21 protein-coding genes are annotated in these 25,221 nt (G+C 65.2%); 14 read left to right on the top strand and 7 right to left on the bottom strand.

Annotated elements, in window-relative coordinates:
* Positions 1-12 precede the first annotated feature (12 nt).
* Both tssJ and tagH read right to left on the bottom strand, forming a co-directional pair.
* Positions 13-510: a type VI secretion system lipoprotein TssJ gene (gene tssJ / locus ACM62G_RS12485; protein ID WP_419737238.1), complete on the bottom strand. Its 498-nt coding sequence runs from the start codon at positions 508-510 to the stop codon at positions 13-15.
* 137 nt (positions 511-647) lie between these two features.
* The gene (tagH, locus tag ACM62G_RS12480; RefSeq protein WP_419737237.1) at positions 648-2,138 is read right to left on the bottom strand and encodes a type VI secretion system-associated FHA domain protein TagH; all 1,491 of its coding nucleotides are present in this window, start codon (positions 2,136-2,138) and stop codon (positions 648-650) included.
* A gap of 393 nt (positions 2,139-2,531) precedes the next feature.
* Here tagH and tssA point away from each other — a divergent pair, with 393 nt between their 5' ends.
* The 14 genes from tssA (at position 2,532) to ACM62G_RS12410 (ending at position 21,069) form a co-directional block, all read left to right on the top strand.
* Positions 2,532-3,557: a type VI secretion system protein TssA gene (gene tssA / locus ACM62G_RS12475; RefSeq protein ID WP_419737516.1), complete on the top strand. Its 1,026-nt coding sequence runs from the start codon at positions 2,532-2,534 to the stop codon at positions 3,555-3,557.
* 81 nt (positions 3,558-3,638) lie between these two features.
* The gene (gene tssB / locus ACM62G_RS12470; protein WP_054058364.1) at positions 3,639-4,154 is read left to right on the top strand and encodes a type VI secretion system contractile sheath small subunit; all 516 of its coding nucleotides are present in this window, start codon (positions 3,639-3,641) and stop codon (positions 4,152-4,154) included.
* Between the two features lie 15 nt (positions 4,155-4,169).
* The gene (gene tssC, locus ACM62G_RS12465) at positions 4,170-5,663 is read left to right on the top strand and encodes a type VI secretion system contractile sheath large subunit (protein WP_054058363.1); all 1,494 of its coding nucleotides are present in this window, start codon (positions 4,170-4,172) and stop codon (positions 5,661-5,663) included.
* A 134-nt stretch (positions 5,664-5,797) separates the two neighbouring features.
* Complete coding sequence (locus ACM62G_RS12460) at positions 5,798-6,286, top strand: Hcp family type VI secretion system effector (protein WP_054058362.1); 489 nt, start codon at positions 5,798-5,800, stop codon at positions 6,284-6,286.
* A gap of 149 nt (positions 6,287-6,435) precedes the next feature.
* The gene (gene tssE / locus ACM62G_RS12455) at positions 6,436-6,960 is read left to right on the top strand and encodes a type VI secretion system baseplate subunit TssE (protein WP_301600297.1); all 525 of its coding nucleotides are present in this window, start codon (positions 6,436-6,438) and stop codon (positions 6,958-6,960) included.
* The gene (gene tssF / locus ACM62G_RS12450; protein WP_054063478.1) at positions 6,957-8,816 is read left to right on the top strand and encodes a type VI secretion system baseplate subunit TssF; all 1,860 of its coding nucleotides are present in this window, start codon (positions 6,957-6,959) and stop codon (positions 8,814-8,816) included. Before tssE ends, tssF begins: the two co-directional genes overlap by 4 nt.
* Complete coding sequence (gene tssG / locus ACM62G_RS12445; protein ID WP_273819921.1) at positions 8,780-9,832, top strand: type VI secretion system baseplate subunit TssG; 1,053 nt, start codon at positions 8,780-8,782, stop codon at positions 9,830-9,832. The genes tssF and tssG overlap by 37 nt, the downstream gene beginning before the upstream one ends.
* The gene (gene tssH / locus ACM62G_RS12440; RefSeq protein ID WP_419737236.1) at positions 9,825-12,506 is read left to right on the top strand and encodes a type VI secretion system ATPase TssH; all 2,682 of its coding nucleotides are present in this window, start codon (positions 9,825-9,827) and stop codon (positions 12,504-12,506) included. The genes tssG and tssH overlap by 8 nt, the downstream gene beginning before the upstream one ends.
* A 137-nt stretch (positions 12,507-12,643) precedes the next feature.
* Positions 12,644-14,578 (top strand): type VI secretion system Vgr family protein, encoded by a 1,935-nt coding sequence (locus ACM62G_RS12435; protein ID WP_054059471.1) that lies wholly within the window; start codon positions 12,644-12,646, stop codon positions 14,576-14,578.
* Between the two features lie 15 nt (positions 14,579-14,593).
* Entirely contained in the window at positions 14,594-15,019 is a 426-nt protein-coding gene (locus ACM62G_RS12430) for a DcrB-related protein (RefSeq protein WP_054059470.1), read from the top strand.
* Positions 15,020-15,022: 3 nt separating this feature from the next.
* A complete protein-coding gene (locus ACM62G_RS12425; RefSeq protein WP_419737235.1) occupies positions 15,023-19,462 on the top strand; it encodes an RHS repeat-associated core domain-containing protein in 4,440 nt (1,479 codons plus the stop codon).
* Positions 19,459-20,223, top strand: coding sequence for a pentapeptide repeat-containing protein (locus ACM62G_RS12420; protein WP_192842686.1), 765 nt, complete (start codon positions 19,459-19,461; stop codon positions 20,221-20,223). The genes ACM62G_RS12425 and ACM62G_RS12420 overlap by 4 nt, the downstream gene beginning before the upstream one ends.
* A gap of 38 nt (positions 20,224-20,261) precedes the next feature.
* Positions 20,262-20,639: a hypothetical protein gene (locus tag ACM62G_RS12415; RefSeq protein ID WP_273819917.1), complete on the top strand. Its 378-nt coding sequence runs from the start codon at positions 20,262-20,264 to the stop codon at positions 20,637-20,639.
* A 109-nt stretch (positions 20,640-20,748) separates the two neighbouring features.
* Positions 20,749-21,069: a hypothetical protein gene (locus ACM62G_RS12410; RefSeq protein WP_239687951.1), complete on the top strand. Its 321-nt coding sequence runs from the start codon at positions 20,749-20,751 to the stop codon at positions 21,067-21,069.
* 7 nt (positions 21,070-21,076) lie between these two features.
* Here the strand turns inward: ACM62G_RS12410 and ACM62G_RS12405 are convergent, their stop codons facing one another.
* The 5 genes from ACM62G_RS12405 to ACM62G_RS12385 all read right to left on the bottom strand — a co-directional run bounded on the left by ACM62G_RS12405 (position 21,077) and on the right by ACM62G_RS12385 (position 25,191).
* The gene (locus ACM62G_RS12405; protein ID WP_054057805.1) at positions 21,077-21,610 is read right to left on the bottom strand and encodes a hypothetical protein; all 534 of its coding nucleotides are present in this window, start codon (positions 21,608-21,610) and stop codon (positions 21,077-21,079) included.
* Entirely contained in the window at positions 21,607-22,902 is a 1,296-nt protein-coding gene (locus ACM62G_RS12400) for a PAAR domain-containing protein (protein WP_273819916.1), read from the bottom strand. The genes ACM62G_RS12405 and ACM62G_RS12400 overlap by 4 nt, the downstream gene beginning before the upstream one ends.
* A gap of 18 nt (positions 22,903-22,920) precedes the next feature.
* On the bottom strand, positions 22,921-23,352 hold the full coding sequence (locus ACM62G_RS12395) for a DcrB-related protein (RefSeq protein WP_054057806.1): 432 nt from the start codon (positions 23,350-23,352) through the stop codon (positions 22,921-22,923).
* A 227-nt stretch (positions 23,353-23,579) separates the two neighbouring features.
* Positions 23,580-23,855 (bottom strand): HU family DNA-binding protein, encoded by a 276-nt coding sequence (locus ACM62G_RS12390; RefSeq protein WP_003213368.1) that lies wholly within the window; start codon positions 23,853-23,855, stop codon positions 23,580-23,582.
* Between the two features lie 187 nt (positions 23,856-24,042).
* Positions 24,043-25,191 (bottom strand): NAD(P)/FAD-dependent oxidoreductase, encoded by a 1,149-nt coding sequence (locus ACM62G_RS12385; protein WP_419737234.1) that lies wholly within the window; start codon positions 25,189-25,191, stop codon positions 24,043-24,045.
* Positions 25,192-25,221: the final 30 nt, after the last annotated feature.

Raw genomic sequence — 25,221 nt, 5'->3', positions numbered from 1 at the left:
TTCTCCGTTTGCCTAAGGGGCGGAGCCTTCGACGACGCTGCGCACGGCACGCACATCGAGGCTGATCTGATAGTCGGTGACCTGCCGGGGCTGGACGCTGAGTACGCTGCGCCACAACGCCTGGTCGATCTCGCGATAACCCACCACCAGCCCGACATGGCGGGTCGCGGGGTTGAGCGGCCGCTCGACGCTCAACTGTTCGCCGGGCTGCACCAGCACTTCGTCCTGGTCGATCAGGTCGGCGCCGAGGGTCGCCTGGGCCCGTTCGGCCAGGGCGAAATAGTCGGCTCGATTGAAGTTGGCGGTGTTCTTCAGCTCGAAAATGCGCACCCGCACCGGAGCCGGGGCCCCGTTGGCGCCGGGGTTGAGACCGCTGATGGCATGAAAGTTCAGGACAGCGGTGGCGCTGTCGGCCGCCGGCTCATCGGCAGGCGCTGGTGCGGCCGCGTCCTTGCTGCACGCGTTGAGCAGCAGCGTCATGGCCGCTGCCAGTAAAACTCGGTGAATCATCCTGCGTCCTCAGTGACGGTCTGGCTTTCCGTTGAATCCGTTTGTTGCCTTCAGCCTGCAGAACCTGCCGGGGGACTGGCCCTTGAGGGAGCGGGCTCGCCCGCGAAAGCGCCCTCAAGGCCGTCACCCGCCTCAACCTATCCCCTGCCCAGCCGCGCGCTGTGTTCCTCATACGCCCGACTGAACTCGCGTCCGAACAGGTCCTGGAAGTCGTCCTCGGCCTCGCGGGAAATCCGCGAATACAGCTCGGTGAACTGCTGCCAGTACTGCGCCTGGCGCGAACCGCCGAACAGGTTCGACAGGCCGCCCGGGCGGCTCATGCGCGCCTCCAGTTCGGCCGGCTCGAAACGCTTGAGCAAATGCTTGATCGCCGCTTCCACCCCGGCCATGACCGCCAGCTGGTGCGCCCGCAGGTCGTCGAAGCTGTCGCGGACCGCCTGGTCCGGCGCCACGAATGCCTGATTGCCGTGGCGCAGCAGAAGCAGCAGTGCCTCATCGGCATTCGGCGCGAACTTCAGCGGGTTGTTCTCCACCGGCCGGATCATCGTCTGCTGCATGCGGAACTCGCCCTTGAGGCTGCTGCGGGCACGCAGGACGTCGATCAGGCCCTCGACCATCAGCCGGTAGCTGCGGCCGACCGCCTCCATCTGCGCTTCCACCTGGGCACCGTCGATGCGTAGCTGGTCGAGCCCGGCGCCCCGCAGGAAGGCCTGCAGCAGGTCGGCCTGCGGGCTTCCCGGTGGCACTGGGGCGGCCACCGGAGCAGGCTGCGATACGGGCTGCGGTGTGGGGATGGACGCAGGCTCGGGCGCGGCGACTGGAGCCGGAGCCGGAGCCGGAGCCGGAGCCGGAGCCGGGACAGGCTCCACCGCCAGGGGTGCCGGAGCAACGACATCGGGCATCACCACCGGGATCGGCGCCGGTTGGCCGACCGGGGCCTTGGGTGTATCACCGAACAGGTCCCAGTCTTCCGGAATCATGTTCATACCGGGGCTGGCGACCGGGGCCGAGGGAATCGGCGGGGTCGGCGCAATCACCGGAGCAGGCGGAGCCACTGGCGTCGGCGGGCGAAAATCATGCTGTTGCGCCGGCACATGATCCGGTACGGTCGCCGGCGGCACGCTCGCGGGCGTCAGGAAGTCGAACAGATCGGGGAAGGTGTCCATCGCCGAGCCGCCCTGGAAATGCGCCGGGATGCTCGCCGGCTGGGGCGTCGGCGTGGGAGCGGCCGCGGCACGCCCCATCAGGGCCTCGAAACTGTTGGAGGTGTCCACCCCGGACAGGGGCGAATCGGCCAGTTGCAGGTTGAAGTCGATCCGTACACGGATTTCATACTCGCCGATCCGGATGATTTCGCCATCCTGCAACAGCTCGCTGTTGCCCCGGCGTAGGCGGATACCGGAATTGACCAGTTCCACGCCATTGGTACTGTTATCCGTCAGATAGTAACGACCCTCCCTGTATTGGATAACACAATGTCGTGAAGAAACCAGCCGCTCCGGATCGGGCAGCACCCAGTCATTCTCAGAACTGCGGCCAATTGCCATCACGCCCTTGTCCATGGTCTTTTCGGGACATTGGCCAGGGGTGATCTTGTGATAACTAGTAATAGTCAAGCACAGCGACATTGCGCCTCCTTGCAGTACTTCCACGCACAGCCGGCCCGCTGCGGTGTTCCTGCAGCAAGCGCGGTCCGGGCCTTCCGGCCCCGGGGTAAAACCCCATTATTTTCAGCCATTTCGGCGAAACTGGAAGATTCTACCCACAATTTTCCCACAATCGTACAGGTCATGACCCGGCAGTCGACGGCCTTGCCGAGCCCGTCACAACTGTAACAAAGGGTGAGTAGCTTACCTTGACAAGCCCCAAGTACTACACCAAAAATGCACAACTTCCTGTTTATACATGATGGCCGTGTGATATCAAAGTCCCTATATCCACGAGAATTATGAGAATTTCCCCGAGGGAACTTTCTCGGGAAATAGCTGGCACTTTGCCAGGCGATAAGGAGATCGAACTTGCTGGACCTGCCGTTGTTGCTTGCTGCTGTTTCCGCGAACTCGCCCTGCGGCGAGGACCTGGAATATGACGCGCAATTCCTGCAATTGGAACGTGATGCCCAGGGTAAACCCGAGCGCATCATGGGCGACTCCGTGCAACCGGCAGAACCGCCCGCCTGGCGTGTCATCGAGCAATCGAGCACGGCCCTGCTGCAACGCAGCAAAGACCTGCGCATCACCCATTTCCTGGCGCAAAGCAGCCTGGCCCTCGAAGGCTTCGCCGGCCTGCGCGACGCCCTCGAACTGATTCACCAGTTGCTCCAGCAATACTGGGGCGAACTCTATCCCTTGCTCGACGCCGACGACGACAATGACCCCACGGTGCGGGTCAACGCCTTGTCCGGCCTGGCCTGCGACACCAACGTGCGGTTGTTGCGCGAAAGCGTGCTGACCCGCTCGCGGGCCTTCGGCACCGTAACCCTGCGCGCCGCACTGAACGCCAGCGGCCTGTTGAGCTTCGCCGACGAGAGCCTGAGCCCCGACGAACTGAGCGGCGCCCTGCGCGATACCGACCCGGATGAACTGGAGGCCGTGCGCAACGCCATCACCGAGGCCCGCAGCACGCTGGAAGCCATCGAGCGCTTCGTTTCCGAACAGGTCGGCTCGGCCCAGGGGGTCGACCTCAGCGCCCTGCGCCAACCGCTCAAGCTGGCGTTGCAGGTGCTCGCCGAATACGCCCCGGGCGGTGCCGCCCCGGCCCCGGAGGCTACCGACGGCACCGGCGACAGCAGCGAATACCCGTCGGCGGACGCTCCCGCGGTCGCGGCGCCACGTGCCATCGGCGAGATCGGCAACCGCGACGACGTGTTGCGCAGCCTCGACCGGATCCTCGCCTACTACACCCGCCACGAGCCTTCGAGCCCGCTGCCGGTGCTGTTGAACCGGGCGAAGCATCTGGTCCACGCCGACTTCGAGGCGATCGTGCGCAACCTGATCCCCGACGGCATGTCCCAGTTTGAAAACCTGCGTGGTCCGGAAGGCGAATAAGCCTGAACCCTCCGCGCAGTTACGTTAACGGCCTATACCGATGACGCCTACACCGTCGCAACAGCGACCAGGAGCAGCAACGTGGCGAAGCAAAGTTCTCAGAAATTCATCGCGCGCAATCGCGCGCCACGGGTCCAGATCGAGTACGACGTGGAACTCTACGGCGCCGAGAAAAAGGTCCAGTTGCCTTTCGTGATGGGCGTGCTGGCCGACCTGGCCGGCAAACCCGCCGAGCCGCTGGCCGCCGTCGCCGACCGCAAGTTCCTGGAGATCGACGTCGACAACTTCGACTCGCGTCTCAAGGCCATGAAACCGCGGGTCGCGTTCAACGTGCCGAACGAGCTGACCGGTGAAGGCAACCTGAGCCTGGACATCACCTTCGAAAGCATGGACGACTTCAGCCCCGCCGCCGTGGCGCGCAAGGTCGACTCGCTGAACAAGCTGCTCGAGGCGCGCACCCAGCTGGCCAACCTGCTGACCTACATGGACGGCAAGACCGGTGCCGAGGAAATCATCATGAAGGCCATCAAGGATCCGGCGCTGCTCCAGGCCCTGGCCAGTGCGCCAAAGCCCCAGGACTCCGAGCCCAGCGCTTAATCAGGACGAACGATCATGACCCAGTTGCAGCAAGACAATCAGCCTCTGCAAAGCGGCACCACCGAACCCAGCGAATTCGCCAGCCTGCTGATGCAGGAGTTCAAACCCAAGACCGAGCGTGCCCGCGAGGCCGTCGAGGGCGCCGTGCGCACCCTGGCTGAACAGGCCCTGGCGCAGACCGACCTGGTGTCCAACGACGCCATCAAGTCGATCGAGTCGATCATCGCCGCCATCGACGCCAAGCTCACCGCCCAGGTCAACCAGGTGATCCACCACCCCGAGTTCCAGCAGTTGGAAAGCGCCTGGCGTGGCCTGCACTACCTGGTCAACAACACCGAAAGCGATGAACAGCTGAAGATTCGCGTGCTGAACATCTCCAAGCCGGAGCTGCACAAGACCCTGAAGAAATTCAAGGGCACGGCCTGGGACCAGAGCCCGATCTTCAAGAAGATGTACGAAGAGGAATACGGCCAGTTCGGCGGCGAGCCCTACGGCTGCCTGGTCGGCGACTACTACTTCGACCAGTCGCCACCGGATGTCGAGCTGCTGGGCGAGCTGTCCAAGGTCTGCGCGGCGATGCACGCGCCGTTCATTTCCGCCGCCTCGCCGACCGTGATGGGCATGGGTTCGTGGCAGGAACTGTCGAACCCGCGCGACCTGACCAAGATCTTCACCACGCCGGAATACGCCGGCTGGCGCTCCCTGCGTGAATCGGAAGACTCGCGCTACATCGGCCTGACCATGCCGCGGTTCCTGGCCCGCCTGCCCTATGGCGCCAAAACCGACCCGGTGGAGGCCTTCGCCTTCGAGGAAGACACCGACGGCGCCGACAGCAACAAGTACACCTGGGCCAACGCGGCCTACGCCATGGCGGTGAACATCAACCGCTCGTTCAAGCACTACGGCTGGTGCTCGCGGATTCGCGGCGTCGAGTCCGGCGGCGAGGTCGAAGGCCTGCCGGCGCACACCTTCCCGACCGACGATGGCGGCGTGGACATGAAATGCCCGACCGAGATCGCCATCTCTGACCGTCGTGAAGCGGAACTGGCGAAGAACGGTTTCATGCCGCTGCTGCACAAGAAGAACACCGATTTCGCCGCGTTCATCGGTGCCCAGTCGCTGCAGAAACCGGCCGAGTACGACGATCCGGACGCCACCGCCAACGCCAACCTGGCCGCGCGCCTGCCGTACCTGTTCGCCACCTGCCGCTTCGCCCATTACCTGAAGTGCATCGTTCGCGACAAGATCGGTTCGTTCAAGGAAAAGGACGAAATGCAGCGCTGGTTGCAGGACTGGATCCTCAACTACGTCGACGGCGACCCGGCCCACTCCACCGAAACCACCAAGGCCCAGCATCCGCTGGCGGCGGCGGAAGTGGTGGTCGAGGACGTCGAAGGCAACCCGGGCTACTACACCTCCAAGTTCTTCCTGCGTCCGCATTACCAGCTCGAAGGCCTGACCGTGTCGCTGCGCCTGGTGTCGAAGCTGCCATCGGCGAAGGGGGCGTAACCCCACAGGCGCTGTTTTCCCCGATGGGAGCAGGCTCCCATACGGGGAAGGCGTCACCCGTAATAACGGCGACCTCGCCACCGACGGCAGGTCCTGGCTAACAACCTCGTGGTGCAGACCACACTGGAGAAAACATGGCTGTTGATATCTTCATCAAGATCGGTGACATCAAGGGCGAGTCCATGGACAAGGCCCACAAGGACGAAATCGACGTCCTGAACTGGAGCTGGGGCATGTCCCAGTCCGGCAACATGCACATGGGCGGTGGCGGTGGCGCCGGCAAGGTCAACATCCAGGACCTGTCGCTGACCAAGTACGTCGACAAGTCCTCGCCCAATCTGATGATGCACTGCGCCAGCGGCAAGCACGTCGACAAGGTCACCCTGGTGGTGCGCAAGGCCGGCGGCGAAAGCCAGGTTGAGTACATGAAGATCGACCTGAGCGAAGTGCTGATCACCTCGCTGAGCACCGGCGGCTCGGGCAGCGATGATCGCCTGACCGAAAACGTCACCCTGAACTTCGCCCAGGTCCAGGTCGAGTACCAGGAGCAGAAGGCCGACGGTTCCAAGCAGGGCGGCCCGGTCAAGTTCGGCTGGAACATCCGCTCGAACACCAAGATGTGATCCTCGTGCCCCCGACGCCCGGCGTCGGGGGCACCTGGTGCAACACCCCCGAATTCGATTCATTGCCGGTGTCCAAGCATGGCCAAGCCTGCGCTTCCCGATCCGTGGAGCTGCCGCCCCGCAGCGTCCAGTTCCTGTGACGTCGCACGATGAGCAGCGTGCCCAGCGACTTCGCCCTGCGCGAGCGGCTGCAGCCGTCGCTGCTCGACCGGTTGACCGACGACGACCCCGGCCACCCGCAGGAGGGCACGGACAAGCGCGTGCTGTCCTTGAGCCAACTCAAGGCCTCGGTGCTGCGTGACCTGACCTGGCTGCTCAATACCACCTCGCTGCTCGACGCCGACGCCACCCTGCATACCCCGGCCGGCACCTCGGTGGTCAACTACGGCCTGCCGGCACTGGCCGGCTACAGTGCCTCGAGCATCGATATCCCGGCGCTGGAAAGCCTGATCCACAAGGCCATCGCCACGTTCGAGCCACGCATCCTGGCCAGCACCCTGCGGGTCCGCGCCCAGGTTGCCTACGGCGAGATGAACCACAATGCCCTGAGCTTCGAGATCGAGGGTGACCTGTGGGCCTTGCCGGCGCCCCTGCCGCTGCTGCTGCGCACCGACCTCGACCTGGAATCCGGCCATGTCCGCGTGGTCCCGGCCGAGCAACGGAGACGTTCATGAACCCGCGCCTGCTCGACCTCTACAACCAGGAGCTGCAGCACGTCCGCGAAAGTGCCGCCGAGTTCGCCAAGGAATACCCGAAGATCGCCGGGCGCCTGACGCTGTCCGGGATCGACTGCGCCGACCCCTATGTCGAGCGCCTGCTGGAAGGTTTCGCCTACCTCACCGCGCGTGTGCAGCTCAAGCTCGACGCCGAGTACCCGACCTTCACCCACAACCTGCTGGAAATCGCCTATCCGCACTACCTGGCACCGACGCCGTCGATGACCGTGGTGCAGTTGCAGACCGACCCCGACGAGGGTTCGCTGGCCAGCGGTTTCACCCTGCCACGGGACAGCGTGCTGCGCGCGACCCTCGGCAAGGACACCCAGACCTCCTGCGAGTACCGCACCGCCCATGCGGTGACGCTGTGGCCGCTGCAGGTCAGCCAGGCCGAGTACTTCGGCAACCCGGCAACCGTGCTCGGCCGTCTGGCCGCCAGCGAGCCCAAGGCCAAGGCCGGCCTGCGCCTGACCCTGCGCACCGGCGCCGAGCTGCCCTTCAACCAGCTCGACCTGGACAACCTGCCGCTGTACCTCAATGGTGCCGACGAGCAACCGTTCCGCCTCTACGAACAACTGCTGGGCAACGCCTGCGCGGTCTTCGCCCGTGCTCCGGGCGGCGACTGGGTCGAGCGCCTGCCCCAGGACGCCCTGCGTTCCTGCGGCTTCGACGACCGCGAAGCGGCGATGCCGGTGGTGGCCCAGGCCTTCCAGGGCTATCGCCTGCTGCAGGAATACTTCGCCCTGCCCCAGCGCTACCTGTTCGTCGACTTCAGCGGGCTGGGCCGGGCGGTCAAGCGCTGCAGCGGCCAGGAGCTGGAACTGATCGTGCTGTTCGAGCGCTTCGACCCGAGCCTGGAAAGCAGTGTCGACACCGCCCAGTTCGTGCCTTTCTGCACCCCGGCGATCAACCTGTTCCCGCGCCGCCTGGACCGCATCCATCTGTCCGAACGGGTCAACGAACACCATGTGATCGCCGACCGCACCCGGCCGATGGATTTCGAGATCCACTCGCTGACCGGCGTCACCGGCCACGGCACCGGGCCCGACCAGCCATTCCTGCCCTTCTACGCCGTGCGCGATCCGTCGCGCTACGGCCGCGACCAGGCCTACTACATCCTGCGCCGAGAGCCGCGGGTACTGTCCAGCGAGCAGCGGCGCAAGGGTACCCGCTCGACCTACATCGGCAGCGAAACCTTCGTCAGCCTGGTCGACAGCCAGCAGGCGCCCTACCGCCATGACCTGCGCCAGCTCGGCGTCAGCGCGCTGTGCACCAACCGCGACCTGCCGCTGTTCATGAGCGTGGGCAGCGGCAAGAGCGACTTCACCCTGGCCGACAGCGCCCCGGTATCGGCCGTGCGCTGCCTGGCCGGGCCGAGCCGGCCACGGGCCAGCCATGCCCACGACAACAAGGCCTGGCGCCTGATCAGCCAGCTCTCGCTGAACTACCTGTCGCTGAGCGAACAGGGCCAGGGCGCCGCGGCCCTGCGCGAGCTGCTGCGGCTGTACGGCGAGAGCAACGATGCCGCCCTGCAACTGCAGATCGAGGGCCTGCGCGAAGTCAGCAGCAAGGCCTGTACCCGGCGGCTGCCGATGCCCGGGCCGATCGTCTTCGGGCGCGGCCTGGAGATCACCCTGGAATTCGACGAGAACGCGTTCCGCGGCACCGGGGTGTTCCTCCTCGGCGCAGTGTTCGAACGCTTCCTGGCACGCTACGTGTCGATCAACAGTTTTACCGAGACGGTGATCCGAACCACCGAACGCGGCGAGATCATGCGATGGAAAGCCAAGCCCGGACGCCGTCCGACCCTGTGAGCACGCTCACGGCGATGCAAGCCGAGCCCTGGGAATACGACTTCTTCCAGGCGCTGCGGCGTATCGAGTGCGAATCGCCGCACCTGCCACGCTTCGGCCATTCGCTGCGCCTGGCGGATGATCCGTTGCGCCTGGGTCAACAGCTGGACTGCGCCTTCGCCCCGGCGACCCTGGCCTCGATGACGCCCGCCAGCGACAACGCGCCGGCCCGTCTGGAGCAGTTCTTCTTCGGCCTCGGCGGCCCCAACGGCCCGTTGCCGCTGCACCTCACCGAATACGTGCGCGAACGCCAGCGCAACAACGCCGACAGCACCAGCAAGCGCTTCCTCGACGTGTTCCACCACCGCCTGCTGAGCCTGTTCTATCGGGCCTGGGCCGAAGCGCGGCCGACCGTCAGCCATGACCGCCCGGACGACGACTACTGGTCCGGGCGCCTGGCCGCCCTCAGCGGCCGGGGCATGCCCGGCCTGCTCGACCAGGGCCTGGTTCCACCGACCGCCAAGCTGCACTTCAGCGGCCACCTCGCCGCCCAGACCCGCTACCCGGACGGCCTGAAAGCCATTCTCGGCGAGTACTTCGGCCTGCCGGTGGAGATCGAGGAATACGTTGGCCAGTGGCTGGAGTTGCCGGAACGCAGCCGTCTCGGCGTTACCGCCAACCAGCTCGGCGTGGACTTCTGCCTCGGCCGCCACGTGTGGGACCGCCAGCACAAGTTCCGCATCCGCTTCGGCCCGCTGAAGCTCGACGAATACATGAGCCTGCTGCCCGATGGCGAATCCTTCCACCACCTGGTGGCGTGGGTCGCCGAATACCTGGGACACGAGCTGGACTGGGACCTCAACCTGGTCCTGGAACAGCCCGAAGTCCCCCGGCTGCAACTCAACGGCCAATTCCGCCTGGGTTTCAACACCTGGGTCGGCCAACCCGAAGAGGACGCCAGGGACCTGATCCTGGCCCGGCATTACGCCGAACACGCCACACCAGCCCACCACTCAAGGAGCACAGAGCATGGGTGAAATCAGTCGCGCCGCGCTGTTCGGCAAACTCAACAGCGTTGCCTACAAGGCCATCGAAGCCGCCACGGTGTTCTGCAAGCTGCGGGGCAACCCCTATGTGGAACTCGCCCACTGGTTCCACCAGTTGCTGCAGTTGCAGGACTCGGACCTGCACCGCCTGGTGCGCCAGTTCAACATCGAGCCGGCACGCCTGGCCCGTGACCTGACCGAGGCGCTGGACCGCCTGCCGCGCGGCTCGACCTCGATCACCGACCTGTCCTCCCATGTCGAGGAAGCGGTGGAACGCGGCTGGGTCTACGGCAGCCTGATGTTCGGCGAAAGCCAGGTGCGCACCGGCTACCTGGTGCTCGGCATCCTCAAGACCCCGAGCCTGCGCCACGCGCTGCTGGGGCTGTCGTCGGAGTTCGACAAGATCAAGGCCGAGGCCCTGAGCGAGCGTTTCGACGAGTACGTCGGCGATTCGCCGGAGAACAACCTGGGCGCCAGCGACGGCTTCAATGCCGGCGCCACGCCGGGCGAAGCCAGCGGTGCCATCGCGCCGAGCGCCATGGGCAAGCAGGAGGCGCTCAAGCGCTTCACCGTCGACCTGACCGAACAGGCCCGCAGCGGCAAGCTCGACCCGATCGTCGGCCGTGACGAGGAGATCCGCCAGTTGGTGGACATCCTCATGCGACGCCGCCAGAACAACCCGATCCTCACCGGCGAAGCCGGGGTCGGCAAGACCGCGGTGGTCGAGGGTTTCGCCCTGCGTATCGTCGCCGGCGACGTACCGCCGTCGCTCAAGGACGTCGAACTGCGCAGCCTCGACGTCGGCCTGCTGCAGGCCGGCGCGAGCATGAAGGGCGAGTTCGAACAGCGCCTGCGCCAGGTCATCGAGGACGTCCAGGCCTCGCCCAAGCCGATCATCCTGTTCATCGACGAAGCCCACACCCTGGTCGGTGCCGGTGGCGCCGCCGGTACCGGTGACGCGGCCAACCTGCTCAAGCCGGCGCTGGCCCGCGGCAGCCTGCGCACCGTGGCCGCGACCACCTGGGCCGAGTACAAGAAACACATCGAGAAAGACCCGGCCCTGACCCGCCGCTTCCAGGTGGTGCAGGTACCGGAACCGTCGGAAGACAAGGCGCTGCTGATGATGCGCGGCGTCGCCTCGACCATGGAAAAACATCACCAGGTGCAGATCCTCGACGAAGCCCTAGAGGCCTCGGTCAAGCTGTCCCATCGCTACATCCCGGCGCGGCAACTGCCGGACAAGTCGGTCAGCCTGCTCGACACCGCCTGCGCGCGGGTCGCCATCAGCCTGCACGCGGTACCGGCCGAGGTCGACGACAGCCGGCGGCGTATCGAGGCGCTGGAGACCGAGCTGCAGATCATCGCCCGCGAACATGCCATCGGCATCGACACCGCCAGCCGCCGGAACGCCAGCGAAGAACGGCTCGCCAGCGAGCGCGAGCGCCTGGCCGAACTGGAAAGCCGCTGGGCCGAGGAGAAGAGCCTGGTCGACGAACTGCTCGCCACCCGGGCCGAGCTGCGTGAAAGCACCGGCGTGGTGGACAGCGATGTCGGCGGCGAACAGGGCCATGCCCTGCGCGAGAAACTGATCGACCTGCAACGGCGCCTCAGTGACCTGCAGGGCGAGAGCCCGCTGATCCTGCCGACCGTGGACTACCAGGCGGTGGCCTCGGTGGTCGCCGACTGGACCGGTATCCCGGTGGGCCGCATGGCCCGCAACGAGCTGGAAACCGTGCTCAACCTCGACCAGCACCTGAGCAAGCGCATCATCGGCCAGGACCATGCCCTGAGCATGATCGCCAAGCGCATCCAGACCTCCCGCGCCGGCCTCGACAACCCGAGCAAGCCGATCGGCGTGTTCATGCTCGCCGGCACCTCCGGCGTGGGCAAGACCGAAACCGCCCTGGCCCTGGCCGAGGCCATGTACGGTGGCGAGCAGAACGTCATCACCATCAACATGAGCGAGTTCCAGGAAGCCCACACCGTCTCCACCCTCAAGGGCGCCCCTCCCGGCTACGTCGGCTACGGCGAAGGCGGCGTGCTGACCGAAGCGGTACGGCGCAAGCCCTACAGCGTGGTGCTGCTGGACGAGGTGGAGAAGGCCCACCCGGACGTGCACGAGATCTTTTTCCAGGTGTTCGACAAGGGCGTGATGGAAGACGGCGAAGGCCGGCTGATCGACTTCAAGAACACCCTGATCCTGCTCACCACCAACGCCGGTACCGAGCTGATCGCGCACCTGTGCAAGGACGCCGGCAACGTCCCCGACCCCGAGGACATCGCCAAGGCCCTGCGCCAGCCGCTGCTGGAGATTTTCCCGCCGGCGCTGCTCGGCCGCCTGGTGACCATTCCGTACTACCCGCTCAGCGACACCATGCTCAAGGCGATCACCCGCCTGCAGCTGGGGCGCATCAAGAAGCGCGTGGAGAGCACCCACAAGGTCGCCTTCGACTTCGACGACGAGGTGGTCGACCTGATCGTCTCGCGCTGCACCGAGACCGAGAGCGGCGGACGGATGATCGATGCGATCCTGACCAACAGCCTGCTGCCGGACATGAGCCGCGAGTTCCTCACGCGCATGCTCGAAGGCAAGCCGCTGGCGGGTGTGAGGATCAGCGTGCGGGATAACGAATTGCACTACCAGTTCAGCGACGTGGAAGCCTGAGCCGGCCTCTTCGCGGGCAAGCCCTGCTCCTACAGGTCAGCGTCGCACACAGAGCACGTGTACGACGCAACACGTGTAGGAGCGTGGCTTGCCCGCGAAAGCGCCCTCCCGGTCACCACAAGACCCAGAGATAACCGATGCTATTCACACAAGCCACCCGCCTGGCCCAGGTCCACAGCCCCCTCGGGCCGGATGTGCTGCTGCTCAAGGACATGGGCGGCGGCGAGGAGTTGGGGCGGCCGTTCGAATACGAATTGCACCTGACCTCCAACGACGGCGCCATCGACCTGAACCAGTTGCTGGGCAAACCCATGAGCCTCTCCCTGCAATTGCAGGGCGGGGCCAGCCGCTACTTCCACGGCATCGTCGCGCGCTGCAGCCAGAACGTCGACAGCGGCCAGTTCGCCAGCTACCAGGTGACCCTGCGACCCTGGCTCTGGCTGCTGACCCGCACCTCCGACTGCCGCATCTTCCAGCACATGACCATCCCGCAGATCATCAAGCAGGTGTTCCGCGACCTCGGTTTCTCCGACTTCGAAGACGTGCTCAGCCAGCCCTACCGCGAGTGGGAATACTGCGTGCAGTACCGCGAGAGCAGCTTCGACTTCGTCAGCCGGCTGATGGAGCAGGAAGGCATCTATTACTACTTCCGCCATGAGAAGGACCGCCACGTACTGGTGCTGGCCGACGCCTACGGTGCCCACCACCCGGCTCCCGGCTACGAGTCGATCCCCTACTACCCGCCGGATGGCCAGCACCGCGAGCGCGACCATCTCAACGGCTGGCAGTTGGCCCAGGAAGTCCAGCCCGGCTCCCTGGAACTCAACGACTATGATTTCCAGCGCCCCAGCGCGCGGATCGACGTGCGCTCGACCATGCCGCGCCCGCACACCGCCGGTGACTATCCGCTGTACGACTACCCCGGCAGCTACGTGCAGAGCCAGGACGGCGAGCACTACGCGCGCACCCGCATCGAAGCGATCCAGAGCCTGCACGAGCGCGTGCAGCTCAACGGCAATGCCCGCGGCATCGGTGCCGGCAACCTGTTCAGCCTGACCGGCTTCGGCCGCCAGGACCAGAACCGCGAATACCTGATCGTCGCCGCGCGCTACTACCTCGCCCAGGAGAGCCTGGAGTCGGGTACCGGCACGGCGGGCTCGCAGTTCGAAAGCAGCCTGACCTGCATCGATGCCCAGCAGAGCTTCCGCCCATTGCCCAACACCACCCGGCCCATCGTCCGCGGCCCGCAGACCGCCGTGGTGGTCGGCCCGGCCGGCGAAGAGATCTGGACCGACCAGTTCGGCCGGGTCAAGGTGCACTTCCACTGGGACCGCCACGACCAGTCCAACGAAAACAGCTCCTGCTGGATTCGCGTGTCGCAGGCCTGGGCCGGCAAGAACTGGGGCTCGATGCAGATCCCGCGAATCGGCCAGGAAGTCATCGTCAGTTTCCTCGAAGGCGACCCCGACCGGCCGATCATCACAGGCAGAGTCTACAACGCCGAACAGACAGTGCCCTACGACCTGCCCGCCAACGCCACCCAGAGCGGCATGAAGAGCCGTTCGAGCAAGGGCGGCAGCCCGGCCAACTTCAACGAAATCCGCATGGAGGACAAGAAGGGGGCCGAGCAGTTGTACATCCATGCCGAGCGCAACCAGGACATCGTGGTCGAGGTCAATGAAAGCCACTCGGTGGGCAATGACCGCAACAAGAGCATCGGCCACGACGAGACCGTGCTGATCGGCAACAACCGGGTGCGCATCGTCAAGCAGCAGGACGTGCTCACCGTCGGCCAGAGCAAGACCGACAGCGTCAGCCAGAGCTACCTGATCGAGGTCGGCGAGAACCTGCGGCTGGTCTGCGGCGCCAGCGTGCTGGAGCTCAACGCCAGCGGCCAGATCAACCTGTGCGGCGTGCAGATCAGCTTCCACGCCAGCGGTGACGCGCAGTTCAACACCGGCGGCGTCCTGCACCTCAACAACGGCAAGGGCCCCGACGCCGCCCCGGAAGGCGACGGCGTGAAAGGCACGATCGACGCCAAGGTGGCATCGGCCTTTCCCAAGGCCAAGTAAAAAGGACTTCACGCCATGACCTATCGCCTCAACGAATTCCAGTTCCAGCTACCCGACAGCGAGTTGCTCGATGCCTCGATCAACATCCTCAAGTTTCCGGAACTGGGCACGTCGCTGATCGTCAGCCGCAGCCTGCTGGCCGACGGCGAGGACCTGCGCAGCAACTTCGACAGCCAGCTCAAGCGCCTCGAACAGCAGGTCCAGGCACTGCGCTACCAGCCGCGCCAGGACGTGCGCCTGGGTGCGGACCAATCCCTCGATGCCATCGAGTCGCGCAGCCAGTACAGCAAGGGCGCGGACAACGTCTACCAGTTCCAGCTGGCCTTCGTCCTGCCCGGCACGCGCAAGATGACTGCGCTCAGCTACGTCAAGGCACAGCCGCTGGGCGATGCCGAAGCCGCCCACTGGGCCACGATCAAGCACAGCCTGGCACTGGCCTGAGCCATGTCCGACGCACTCTGGGCCGCCCGCCTGGGAGACGGGCTGGAACACACCTCGGTGATGGCCGACATCGTCGGCGGCGTGCTGGAGGTGGCGGCCAACGTCGCCATCGGCGCACTGGCGACAGCGGCGGTGGTGGCCGCCACCGGCATCACGGTGGCCACCGGCGGTCTCGGCGCCTGCCTGCTGGGCGCGGTGGTCGGGGTGATCGTCGGCGTGGTGATGAGCAAGACCGGCGCCGACAAGGGTCTGAGCGACATGTGCGAGGGGATCGGCAACGCGCTGTTTCCGCCCACGGTGCAGGCGACCATCCAGACCGGCTCCAAAAATACCCTGACCAACTCGATTCCCGCCGCACGCGCCGCCGGTACCGCACCACCGCCGGCACCGGCTGGCGCAGTGCCCGGCAGCGAGGCCGCCAACGTTCCCGAGGAAGCCGCGGCAGAGGAGGAAAGCCCCGGCTTCCTCGACATGGCCAAGGGTTTCTTCTCGCAGATGTGGCGGCCCACGGTCGCCAGCCCGGCACCCGGCACACAACCCAAGCCGCTGGACCTGGTGACCTGCACCAAGCACTCGCCGATGCCACAGCAGTATCTCGCCGAAGGCTCGGAAAAGGTCAGCATCAACGGCCAACCCGCCGTGCGCAGCGGCGACCGCAGCACCTGCGACGGCAAGGTCGTGTCCTCCGGCACCATCTCGCCGAACGTGACCATCGGCGGCAACTCGGTGGTGGTCCGCGAGATCCGCAGCGGCAAGACGCCGGGCATCGGCCTGGCGGTGACCGTGCTGATGATGCTCAAGGGCGGCAAGGGCAAGTTCCTGAGCAACCTGCCGTGCATGCTGCTGTCGGGGGTCAACTCGTTCGTCGTCAGCCAGGCCACCGGCGCCCTGACCCGGGCCATCGCCGGCTCGCCCAACCCGGTGCATGCCGCCACCGGCGCCAAGGTGCTGGGCGACGCGGATGAGCTGGATTTCGTCCTGCCCGGCATCCTGCCCATCGACTGGCAGCGCTTCTACAACAGCCGCGACGAACGCCAGGGCAGCCTGCTCGGCAGCGGCTGGAGCGTGCCCTATGAAGTCTGCGTGCAAGTCGAGCGGCATCCCGAGGGTGGCGAACGGCTGATCTACACCGACGAACAGGCGCGGCGCATCGACATGGGCACGATCCCCCTCGGCGGTGCGGTGTTCAGCGCCGGCGAAGGCCTGGCCGTGCGCCGTAATGGCAACGGCCAGTTGCTGATCGAGAGCGATGACGGCCTGTACCGCCTGTTCGAGCCGACCCCGGCCAACCCCGCCCATCTGCGCCTGAGCCAGTTGGGCGATCGCAACGACAATCGCCTCTATCTCGACTACGACGAATCCGGAAAGCTGACCCGCCTGCGCGACACCTTCGATCAGGTGCAGGTGGAACTGGTCTACAGCCCACAATGGCCACAGCGGATCGTGCAGATCGAGCGCCTGTATCCCGATCACCAGCGCGAGGTGCTGGTCAGCTACGCCTACGACAACGGCGGCGACCTGGCCGAAGTCCGCGATGCCCTCGGCCAGGTCCAGCGGCGTTTCGCCTATGACGAGCACAGGCGGATGGTCGAGCATCAGTTGCCCACCGGCCTGCGCTGCTTCTACCAGTGGGCCGAGGTCGGCAATCGCGAATGGCGAGTGATTCGCCACTGGACCGATGACGGCGACGAGTACCGCTTCGACTACGACCTGGACAGCGGCACCACGCGGATCACCGACGGTTTGAAGCGCGTGAGCATCCGACGCTGGAACCCGCAGCACCAGATCACCGAATACACCGACAACCTCGGCCAGACCTGGCAGTTCGAATGGAACGACGAGCGCCAGTTGCTCGGCGCCATCGATCCCCAGGGCGGACAGTACCGCTACAGCTACGACGAAGCCGGCAACCTCAGCGACAGCCTCGATCCGCTGGGACGCAGCGAGTCGACCGTGTGGCTGGAGCACTGGGCCCTGCCGCTGGTGGAGACCGATAGCGCCGGCCACAACTGGCAGTACCGCTACGACCCGCGTGGCAATTGCACCCACGAGACCGACCCGCTGGGCCAGGTCACCCAATACCGCTACGACGCCCGTGGCCAGGTGGTGCAGATCATCGACGCCAGCGGCAAGAGCAAGACGCTGCACTGGAACGACCTCGGGCAACTGACCGAGCACATCGACTGCTCCGGCTACCCGACGCGCTTCGGCTACGACCGCCGTGGCTACCTGCAGGTGGTCACCGACGCCCTCGGCGAACGCACCACCTACCAGCACGACGCCCAGGGCAACCTGCTGCAGACCACGTTGGCCGACGGCCGCGTCGAACGGTACCTGCGCGACAGCAGCGGCCAGTTGACCGGCCATGTCGATCCGGCCGGCCACGCCACCGCCTACCAGTACGACCGCCGCGGCCAGGTGCGCCAGCGCATCGATGCCGTCGGACGCCAGGTACAGTTCAGCTACGACGCCTACGGCCGCCTGATGGCGCTGACCAACGAAAATGGTGAAAGCTACCGCTTCCTGTGGGACGCCGGCGACCGCCTAGTGGAACAGCAGGACCTCGACGGCAGCGCCCGGCGTTATGCCTACGACGGGCTGGATGACGTCACCCGCCTGGAGTATGTACCGGCCCCCTTCGGCACTGGGCTGGCCGCCGTGCCGAGCGAGCCGGTCAAACCCATCGTCCACCAGTTGGAACGCGATGCCGTCGGTCGCCTGGTGGCCAAGGTCACCGACGATGGCCGCACCGAATACAGCTATGACTCGGTCGACCAACTGACCGCCGTGACCTTCACCGACAACGCCGGACAGACCCAGAGCCTGGGCTTCGCCTACGATGCCCTTGGCCAGTTGCTGGAAGAACAGAGCGCGGCGGGCAGCCTTCAGCACCACTACGATGAACTGGGCAACCTGCAGCAGACGCAGTTACCGGACGGTCGCCGGATCAACCGCCTGTACTACGGCAGCGGCCACCTGCACCAGCTCAACCTTGACGGCCAGGTGATCAGCGACTTCGAGCGCGACCGCCTGCACCGCGAGGTTCTGCGCACCCAAGGCCAGCTCAGCACCCGCAGCGACTACGACCGCAGCGGCCGACTGCGCTCACGCCTGCGCCGCCCCGCCGGCCCACCCTCGGCCTTGCCGGCACCGGTACAGAAGCACTTCGACTACGACCCGGCCGACAACCTGATCGGCCGCCTGGACCAGCAACCCCCTGGTGACCGGCGCCAACTGCTGCACTACGACGCCACCGGACGGATCCTCGCCAGCCAGGACAACGTACAGGGCCAGAGCGAAACCTTCGCCTACGACGCCGCCGCCAACCTGCTCGACGGCCCGGCGGCTGGCGCCGGCCTGGTGGTGCACAACAAGCTGCTGACCTACCAGGACAAGCGCTACCGCTACGACGCCTTTGGCCGGATGATCGAAAAGCGCAGCGGTAGCCGGCGGGTGCAACGCTTTGCCTACGACGCCGAACATCGGCTGATCGAGGTGCATAACCAGGAGGGCGCGAAGCAGACCGTGGTGCGCATGCGCTACGACCCGCTGGGGCGGCGTATCGAGAAGACCGAGCATGACAGCAATGGCTATCCGCTGGGCGAGACACGCTTCACCTGGGATGGGCTGCGGTTGCTGCAGGAGCATCGGCACGGCCAGACAAGCCTGTACCTGTATGACGATGGAAGTTATGAGCCGCTGGCGCGTGTCGACGGGCTGGGCGCACTGCAAAAGGTGCGCTACTACCACAACGACCTCAACGGCCTGCCCGAGCAACTGACGGAAAGCGACGGACATACGCTGTGGCAGGCACGCTACAGGGTCTGGGGCAACACCCTGGAGGAAGTCCGTGAGCCCTATTACATCGAAGAGCAGAACCTGCGATTCCAGGGCCAGTACCTGGATCGTGAGACCGGCCTGCACTACAACACGTTCCGGTTCTACGACCCCGATATCGGACGCTTCACCACACCGGATCCGATTGGGCTACTGGGTGGCTTCAACCTCTATCAGTATGCCCCCAACCCGTTCGAGTGGATCGACCCGTGGGGATGGGCGCCTTGCAGCGCTACGACGAAAAAGTTGCAGGCGCACGCAAACGCTGCACGCAAGGCGGTCTACAAGAACCCGCAACGATCACTTACCGTTAAACAGCGGGCAGCGATAAAACGAGCTTATGACAGGGGTGACCTTGGCCAGGCCAGGTCGCGCTATAGACGGTATGTAGGCCAGCGGATCGATGCCGAGTTCAAGCGTCGCGTACAGGCGGACCCATCGTTGGCCCACCTCAATGTATCCAAGTCGGGTCAACGACTACCCGACGTGTATGATTCGAAGAATAAATCCTGGTGGGACCTGACAACCAAAGCTGACTGGGCCAGAGGCACCCACCAGCGACGTTACGGCGACTGGGGAAACGGCTACGAAGGAGTAACGTGGTGAACAACCGAACCGAATCGCAACTGCTCTCGGGCGTCAAGCGCGAAGACTGGGCACTGCCCGAGAAAACCCGCTTCGAGCAGGCCCTGATCAAGGGATGCGAGCTGAAGAACACCAACCTCGCCTACCCGATCTTCGACCAGAGCCTGCTGCAAGACTGCACATTCGAGAAGAGTGACTTCTCCAACGCGCGCTTCTTCAGCGCCACCGAGCTGGTACGATGCACCTTCAGGAACATCGACTTCCGCGCTGCGGGCCTCAATGACAGCGTGTTCCGCCAGTGCACGTTCATCAAATGCGACTTTCGCCAAAGCCCCTTCAATGACTGCGTCCTGGTCGATTGCCTGTTCGACACCTGCAAGATCATCGACAACACCTTCGACGCCGGAAAGCTGGAAAACTGCAGTTTTTCCGGCAAGCTCCAGGAAGTGAACTTCGTTGCAGAGCAACCGAACACCATGCTCCGGGCAGATTTCAGCGCTTGCATCCTGGACTACGTAACCTTCAAGAACTGCAACCTGGAACAGATTTCTCCACCGACGGACAGCCGCCACCTCTACGTCCGGGATCTGGCCGAACGCGCCAGGAAGGCCCTGGCCCAGGTCACGAGCCAACCCGAGAGCCCGCAGAACAACCTGCTCAAGCGCCGACTCAAGAACCTGGCCATGCAGCGTGGCGGCATCTTCAATCTGAAAAACCTGGTGGAGGTCGAAGGACAGGAGTTCGCCGATCAGCTCATTTCGCTGCTGCAACAACCTGGCTGAGACAGCCGGGGAACCTCTCACACAGGCACTGCGCGATCATGAAAAAACAGACCACGCTTTCTACGCTACTGGCCCTGGCGTTATCGACCGTGTGCGTCCCCGCACACGCCGCAACCTGGCAGATCTGCCGCCTGGACCTGCGCGTCACCGAGGTCGTGAAACAACCCTATCCGCAGTTGCAGGCCCAGGTCCTGGAGGCCAGTCCGCAATCGGCGGCGGTCGAGTGTCCGGAGGCAGGCACGAGCCTCACCTTCACCCCGGAAACGCCCGACTACCAGAGCACCCTTCCACGCAAGCGCTGGCCCGGCAAGGGACAGACGGTACGGGTCGACTATCGCTATCTGGATGGCATGTGCAAGGGCGATGGCAACAGCCATCCGTGCCGCATCAGGCACTACCCCGTCGTGGGTCGCTGACGTCGATAGACGGGTGCGACTTCACGTCCCGATGTTCTGTTTGCGGGTTGGTCACAATCGTGGTCTATTCTTGAGTCGTCACCAGGATCGTCAACATGGGAGATGGCGTATGGATGCACGAGAAAGAGCGTTGATGCGGGCCAGCGTGGCGCTGGGGTTGCTGGTCAGTACGCTGAAGAAGCATGACCTGGGCGCCCCGCTATCCCTGGATGATCCCCTGCTCAGGGACATGCTCAGGCAACTTCAGGAGAATCTGCAGGAAGCCCAGGCCAACCACGCGGTGTCCAGTGCCATGATCCCGTTGAACAGGGCCTTCGCCCAGGGCACGCTGATCAATGCCGGCAACGTCGGCGCCCTGCTCAATCACTTGAAGAAGGTCGACGCCCTGCTCAAGGACGCCGGCCACCCCGCACAGGCAATGACCGCCTGACGCCAGCTCAGGCATTGGCCGGAACGAAGTCCGGCCCGCCGAGCTTGTCACGCACCATCAGCGCCGAACGCATCAGTGGCGTCCACATGCCATCCGGGCTGTTCCAGGCCGCGCCCGCCCAGCGGGTGTCGGCCTGCAGGTCGGCCTTGCGGCTTTCCAGCTGGCGCTTGAGTGCCACGGCCACACTGCCCAGGTCGACGTCGAACAGGTCGCCGTAGGGGCCCTGCGGCTGCTTGCGTTGTTTGTCCTGGCAGAAGCGGTAGTACCAGACCCAGTCATGGGCGATGTAGATCGCCCGGTTGCGATCCGGATAGGTCGCCAGGAGGGTCAGCAGGGCCGCGACGAAACGCGTCGGGAAGCTCGCATCGTGGGTTAGACGCCAGTACGGCACGATCAGTTGGTCGAAGGCCGCCACCACGTTCTGCGGCTCGTCGTTGTCGACCTTGGCTTCGAGGAAGTAGAACGGCTCGCCCACCAGGAACTTGTCCAGCTCATCGTTGGCCAGGGCCAGTTGCAGCACATTGTCGAACGGGTTGCTCATTGGATTTTCACTACATCGTGGGTCGACATCAGCACATTGACGTCATTACCGTGGGAAATCGGCACATTGTCCAGCACTGCCTCGCGCATGCCGCCCGGATAGGTCAGGCCGCCCGGGCGCCAGAGCGAGTTGACGCCCCCTTCGTTGCCGGTGGGCATCAGCACCTTGGGGTTGTCCAGGCTCACCATGTAGATGTCCTTGCCCACCAGCGAGCCGGGATCGTAGCCCAGGGCCGACTCCAGCACCGAGACATCGCCGGCCTTCTGGTACTCGGCCACCACGCCTTGCAGGTCGGACTTTGCCATGACGAACTTGTTCGGGTTGAACGAGCCGTACTTGGGGTTGGAAATGTCGTCGGCGGTGAACAGGAAGCCGCCGCCCTCGTCCTTGAAGGTCTGCAGGTGCCTGTCGATATACGAGCCCTCGAGGTAGTCGCTCGGCGGTGGCCGACTGCCCTTGGGAATCGCCATGATATCGGCTTCGGTCATCCCGGCCTTGTAGGCTGCCGCGCGCGGCGTCGGCGTCTCGGCGAGGCGCGCCATCTTCGGCCCCATGCCCAGCAGGGCCATGCCGGCAACGCCCTGTAGCAGGTCGCGGTAGCCCGGCCCCAGGCGATCGCCCAGTTGGCCCAGCAGCTCCATACCCCCCATCATCGCCCCGCCGATCACGACGAAGCCACCCAGGGCGGCCAGCCCGGTCATGGCCGCCAGTATCGCCGCACCACCCAGCGCCGCCAGGCCCAGTGCTTCCAGGCCGGTGTGCATCCAGCCCTCGATATCCAGGACGAACGCCACGGCCACCGTCGGCCCGCCGATGAAGGTATTCGGGCTGCCGGTCTTGATGTGCGCGCCGCAGCTCATCTTGCTCTTCAGGCGCGCCGCCGGCTGGCCGTTGATATAGACCGTGGCGCTGCCTTCGGCGATCTCGACGTTGAACGGCCAGTACGGATGGTTCAGCGGCAGGCCCGAGCAGGAGTCCGCCGCATCGACGCCGGCGCGCATGGCGTTGCGACTGTTGATGAAGACATTCTGGCTGCCGAGTATCAAGGTTCCGGTCGTCGGCTCCGGTAAATCGAAAATGGTGTTCAGGCCCTTGACGATCTGGAACATCGACAGCCCGCCAGCAGCGATCGAACCGGCCATGATCGCCAGCGCCGCGCCGCCGGTGGCTACGGTGGCGGCCACCACCGCAGCGCCGATCAGGGCACCGGCCACGGCACCGGCGACCATCGCGGCCACGCCGAAACCGTGGGCTATCTCATCGCCGAGGCGGGCGGCGGCCAACATGTCCATATTGACGATTGCCGCCGATCAGGTCCGGGGCTGCAGCTTGAGCGTCTGCAGAGCCGCCTTCCAGGCCGGCTCGTGGTGCACGAGGTCGTTCGGCGTGGTGGTCAGGGTGGCGATCAGGCCCACCGGCTGGCGATCGATGAACACCTGGCGCAGCATCAGCTCGCGCCCTTCGCGCTGCCAGCTGTAGTCGAGCAGCACGGCGGCGTGCTCGCTCAGCACGAAGTCCCAGCGCTTGATCAGGTTGAAGCCAGGCAACTGCTGCCCGGCGCTTTTCAGCTGGGCCTCGACGTAGTCGGCAAACGGCGTGTCAGCGCGGCTCGGGTCGCGGCTGATGACGAAACTGGCTTCGCGCGCACCACCGACGGCGGGCAGCTTGAAGATGTTGAGGCTCTGGTCCTGCCAGGTCTCAGGAATGTCCAGCTCGGCTTCCTGAAGGCGGTATGCAGTCATGGTCGAAGACGCTTTCCATGCAGGTGGATGACTCGATGAGCCGCGAATCTTCAGGCAATAACTGGTAACAATCAAGGCGCCCGGCGCAACCATTCACCGAGCCATGACGCCCCTCTCATTTTTGTCCGCCGCCCAACCGGGCCGGCAATGAAAATGGGCACCCGATCCGATCGGCGTGCCCATTCTTCCCCAACACTCCCCTTGCTCCGGGAGTACTGCCATGAGGCTTACGGGTTGACGCTGTCTTTGAGCGACTTGCCCGGCTTGAACGCCACGGTGTTGCTGGCCTTGATTTTCACTGGCTCGCCGGTTTGCGGGTTCTTGCCGGTACGGGCGCCACGATGACGCTGCAGGAAGGTGCCGAAGCCCACCAGTGTCACGCTGTCTTTGCGGTGCAGCGCGCCGGTGATTTCTTCGAGAACCGCGTTGAGTACACGGTTGGCTTGTTCTTTGGTGAGATCCGCTTTTTCAGCGATTGCAGCGGCGAGTTCTGGTTTACGCATAGTGAAGCCTCTTTGACGGTTTTTTGTTGTTATGTCCGTGCTGTTCTTCCGGAACAGCGCCCAAAGCGCCGCAGGCTCTACGCTGCGACAGACGGGAGGAGAATGGCACGGCGTCGAGCCCCGCGCCAGTCTGCCTGCGACCTTTGTAGAGGCAAAAGCAGGGTGTTTACGACAGAAGGAGCGTTATTTACGCCAGCAGCGCCGGCAGTTCCTTGTTCAAGGCCAGTTTTTCCGCGACCGCGCCGCCGGTCAGGGCATAACCGAGCAGGCGACCACTGGCATCACGGCACAGCGCCTTGATGTCGGCACCCTGCCCCTCGACCGTCCAGGCGCCCTCCAGGCCCCGTGGCGGCGGCGATACCACCAGCGGGCAGACCGGCGTCTTCACCGTCACCGGCATGGCGCCATAGCTCACCGCCGTGGCGTTGCCGGCCAGGGTCTGGGCCAGGGCACGGGCACAGTTCATCAACGGCATGACGTAGAGCAGGTTCAGGCCATCGACCTCGGCGCAATCGCCCAGGGCGTAGATATTGGCGTGGGACGTGCGCAGATGGCGGTCGACCACCACCCCGCGGTTGACCTGCAGGCCCGCCGCCGCGGCCAGGTCGATGCGCGGGCGCAAGCCGATGGCCGAGACCACGACGTCACAGTCCAGGGTCTTGCCGTCGGACAGGTGCGCCTGCAGGTGATCGCCGACCCGTTGCAGACGGGTCAGCACCGGCCCCAGGTGGAAACGCGCGCCCAGGCCCTCCAGGCCGGCCTGTACCGCGGCGGCGGCGGCCGGATGCAGCAGGGTCGGCATGACCTGCTCGCAAGGCGCCACCAGGTCGACCTCGTAGCCGCCCAGGATCAGGTCGTTGGCGAACTCGCAGCCGATCAGCCCCGCGCCCAGCAGCAGTACGCGCTGCTTGCCGGCGACAGCAGCGCGGAAACGGGCGTAGTCCTCCAGATCGTTGATCGGGAAGATCGCCTCGGGCGCATCGCCCTCAACCGGTACCCGCACGGTTTCCGCGCCCCAGGCCAGGATCAGGTCGCGATAGGGCACCGCTTCCTCGCCGATCCACAGGCGCTTGTGGCCCGGGTCGATGCCGCTGATGCGGGTATGGGTGCGCACTTCGGCCTTGAGCTGTTCGGCCATGGCACCGGGCTCGGCCATGCTCAGGCCGTCGGCGTCCTTGTTCTTGGCAAAGCCGGTGGACAACATGGGCTTGGAGTAGGAACGCCCGTCATCGGCGGTAATCAGCAACAGCGGAGTTTCGCCGTCGAGCTTGCGAAACTCCCGGGCCAGGTTGTAACCGGCCAACCCGGTACCGACGATCACGACAGGTGCGTTCATTCCCTTCTCCACATCCATGATTGTTTGAAA

Source organism: Pseudomonas sp. COR18 (assembly GCF_048568395.1).
Lineage (GTDB): Bacteria > Pseudomonadota > Gammaproteobacteria > Pseudomonadales > Pseudomonadaceae > Aquipseudomonas > Aquipseudomonas fuscovaginae_B.
This window is presented reverse-complemented; position numbering and strand designations above follow the sequence as displayed.

Excerpts from the sequence above, each read along its gene's own strand:
- tagH (WP_419737237.1), bottom strand. The coding sequence starts at position 2,138 with ATGTCGCTGTGCTTGACTATTACTAGTTATCACAAGATCACCCCTGGC.
- ACM62G_RS12430 (WP_054059470.1), top strand. The coding sequence starts at position 14,594 with ATGACCTATCGCCTCAACGAATTCCAGTTCCAGCTACCCGACAGCGAG.
- tssH (WP_419737236.1), top strand. The coding sequence starts at position 9,825 with ATGGGTGAAATCAGTCGCGCCGCGCTGTTCGGCAAACTCAACAGCGTT.
- ACM62G_RS12400 (WP_273819916.1), bottom strand. The coding sequence starts at position 22,902 with ATGGACATGTTGGCCGCCGCCCGCCTCGGCGATGAGATAGCCCACGGT.
- ACM62G_RS12435 (WP_054059471.1), top strand. The coding sequence starts at position 12,644 with ATGCTATTCACACAAGCCACCCGCCTGGCCCAGGTCCACAGCCCCCTC.
- tssC (WP_054058363.1), top strand. The coding sequence starts at position 4,170 with ATGACCCAGTTGCAGCAAGACAATCAGCCTCTGCAAAGCGGCACCACC.
- ACM62G_RS12390 (WP_003213368.1), bottom strand. The coding sequence starts at position 23,855 with ATGCGTAAACCAGAACTCGCCGCTGCAATCGCTGAAAAAGCGGATCTC.
- ACM62G_RS12395 (WP_054057806.1), bottom strand. The coding sequence starts at position 23,352 with ATGACTGCATACCGCCTTCAGGAAGCCGAGCTGGACATTCCTGAGACC.
- ACM62G_RS12460 (WP_054058362.1), top strand. The coding sequence starts at position 5,798 with ATGGCTGTTGATATCTTCATCAAGATCGGTGACATCAAGGGCGAGTCC.
- ACM62G_RS12410 (WP_239687951.1), top strand. The coding sequence starts at position 20,749 with ATGGATGCACGAGAAAGAGCGTTGATGCGGGCCAGCGTGGCGCTGGGG.
- tssJ (WP_419737238.1), bottom strand. The coding sequence starts at position 510 with ATGATTCACCGAGTTTTACTGGCAGCGGCCATGACGCTGCTGCTCAAC.
- ACM62G_RS12385 (WP_419737234.1), bottom strand. The coding sequence starts at position 25,191 with ATGAACGCACCTGTCGTGATCGTCGGTACCGGGTTGGCCGGTTACAAC.
- ACM62G_RS12425 (WP_419737235.1), top strand. The coding sequence starts at position 15,023 with ATGTCCGACGCACTCTGGGCCGCCCGCCTGGGAGACGGGCTGGAACAC.
- tssE (WP_301600297.1), top strand. The coding sequence starts at position 6,436 with ATGAGCAGCGTGCCCAGCGACTTCGCCCTGCGCGAGCGGCTGCAGCCG.
- ACM62G_RS12415 (WP_273819917.1), top strand. The coding sequence starts at position 20,262 with ATGAAAAAACAGACCACGCTTTCTACGCTACTGGCCCTGGCGTTATCG.
- tssF (WP_054063478.1), top strand. The coding sequence starts at position 6,957 with ATGAACCCGCGCCTGCTCGACCTCTACAACCAGGAGCTGCAGCACGTC.
- ACM62G_RS12405 (WP_054057805.1), bottom strand. The coding sequence starts at position 21,610 with ATGAGCAACCCGTTCGACAATGTGCTGCAACTGGCCCTGGCCAACGAT.
- tssG (WP_273819921.1), top strand. The coding sequence starts at position 8,780 with ATGGAAAGCCAAGCCCGGACGCCGTCCGACCCTGTGAGCACGCTCACG.